Source organism: Actinomadura sp. CNU-125, from assembly GCF_001942465.1.
GTDB lineage: Bacteria > Actinomycetota > Actinomycetes > Streptosporangiales > Streptosporangiaceae > Spirillospora.
Genome location: NZ_MKJY01000507.1, coordinates 1 through 1,783, shown reverse-complemented (window position 1 = coordinate 1,783; position 1,783 = coordinate 1). Strand labels below are relative to the sequence as shown.

Annotated in this window: 4 protein-coding genes; all 4 read left to right on the top strand. The window is 72.6% G+C overall.

The genetic code is table 11. From position 1 onward, the window contains the following. On the top strand, positions 1 to 597 hold a 597-nt coding region (locus BJF79_RS39050), incomplete at its 5' end, for an IS5 family transposase (RefSeq protein WP_075904969.1). Positions 598 to 633: 36 nt separating this feature from the next. Further along, complete coding sequence (locus tag BJF79_RS39045) at positions 634 to 870, top strand: hypothetical protein (RefSeq protein WP_143220792.1); 237 nt, start codon at positions 634 to 636, stop codon at positions 868 to 870. Positions 871 to 896: 26 nt separating this feature from the next. Further along, on the top strand, positions 897 to 1,121 hold the full coding sequence (locus BJF79_RS39040) for a hypothetical protein (RefSeq protein ID WP_143220791.1): 225 nt from the start codon (positions 897 to 899) through the stop codon (positions 1,119 to 1,121). Between the two features lie 396 nt (positions 1,122 to 1,517). Beyond that, positions 1,518 to 1,783, top strand: a 266-nt coding sequence (locus BJF79_RS39035; RefSeq protein WP_187357122.1) for a TadE/TadG family type IV pilus assembly protein, incomplete at its 3' end; no start/stop codon positions are given.

The window sequence follows — 1,783 nt, the reverse complement described above, 5'->3', positions numbered from 1 at the left end:
TGGCAGATCGGCGTCGATTCCACCGTCATGCGCGCCCACCAGCACGCCGCCGGAGCCCGCCGCCACGGCGAGGCGCAGGCCGAACCGCCCGGCGGAACCATGGCCGAGCCGGACGACCACGCGCTGGGGCGTTCGCGGGGCGGACTGTCGACCAAGCTGCATCTGGCCTGCGAGCAGGGACAGAAACCCTTGTCGCTGGTGGTCACCGCCGGGCAGCGGGGCGACGCACCCCAGTTCGAAGCGGTCATGGCCGGGATCCGGGTCGCCCGGATCGGCGGCGGGCATCCACGCACCCGGCCCGAACGGGTCCGCGGAGACAAGGCGTACTCGTCCCGCGCGATCCGGGCCCATCTGCGGCGGCGGGGCATCGCGGCCACGATCCCCGAACCGACCGACCAGGCCCGCCACCGGCTCCGGCGCGGTGCCCGTGGTGGCCGGCCGCCCGGTTTCGATCCGGTCGACTACCGCGAGCGCCACGCCGTGGAGTGCGGCATCAACCGGCTCAAACGCCACCGGGCGGTCGCCGTCCGGTTCGACAAGCTCGCCGTCCGCTACCTGGCCACCGTCCACATCGCCGCCATCAACGAGTGGCTCTGATCAACTTTGAAACACGCCCTAGGCGAGGAGATCAACGTGCCCGACCTGGTCGACCTCGCCCACACCGCGCAGATCGCCGGGGGCGAGGGCGCCAAGATGCACGACGTCCTGGTCGCCAAGATCGGCTCGATGCGGCACGAGGCCTCGGCCGCCGCTCGTTCCGAGGCGAACTCGCGCACCACCGCGATGTGGGTGCCGACCTCGCTGCTCATGCTCGGCTTCGTGATCCTGATCGGCTTCCCGTTCTTCTCCAAGCTCCTGGGAGCCGGCTGAACCGCCCACTCATGTTCGGGGGAACCATGCACAAGCTCACCACCACGGCCACACGCCTCACGGTCGCCGCCCTCAACCACCGCGCCCGACTGCTGACCGCCATGCGAGAGCACCCTGACCGGGGGTCGAGCACGGTCGAGACGATCATCATCGTGGCCGGGTTCGCCGGGCTCGCCTTCACCATCTACCTCGCCGCCTCCGAGAAGGTCGAAGGCTGGATCGACAAGATCCCCGGAGCCACCGGCCCATGACCCCGCGCCCAACGATGTCCACCTCGTGGTGGCGGCGGGACGCCGGATCGGCGTCCGTCGCCATCGCGATCGTGTTCCCCGCCGTCGGCCTGCTGTTCCTCGCGCTGGCCCAAGCGGTGCTGGTGTCGGTCGCCCGCGACGTCGCGCTCGCCGCCGCCGAGGAAGGACTGCGCACCGCCCGCGCCCACCACGGCACCGCCGCACAGGGACGCACGGCCGCGCTGGCGTTCGCGCGCGCCGAGCCCGTCCTGCAGGCGCCCGACACCACCGTGACCGGTCAGAACACCATCGTCGTCCAGGTGAGCGGGTACGCGCCGTCGCTGCTGCCGGGCGTCCGCATCGACGTCACCCGCACCGCGCGCGCGCCCGCGAGCGCTTCACCGTCCCCGGGCAGCCATGACCGGCCTCATCGGCTCCCGCATCGAGCGGATGCGGCGGGCGGGGGACGTGGGCAACGCGGTCGTCGAAGTCGCCGTCCTCGCGCCGCTGTTCGTCCTGTTCCTGGTCGGCCTGCTGGTCGCGATGCGGATCCAGCACGGCAGCGCCACCGTCGCCCAGGCCGCCGCCGACGCCGCCCGCCAGGCGTCCATCGCCCGCACCGCCGCGCACGCCCAAGACGCGGCGACGTCCAGTGCCTTGGCCACCCTGCGCAACCGCGGCCT

Coding starts and splice junctions, on each gene's coding strand:
- BJF79_RS39040 (WP_143220791.1), top strand. CDS start 897: ATGCACAAGCTCACCACCACGGCCACACGCCTCACGGTCGCCGCCCTC.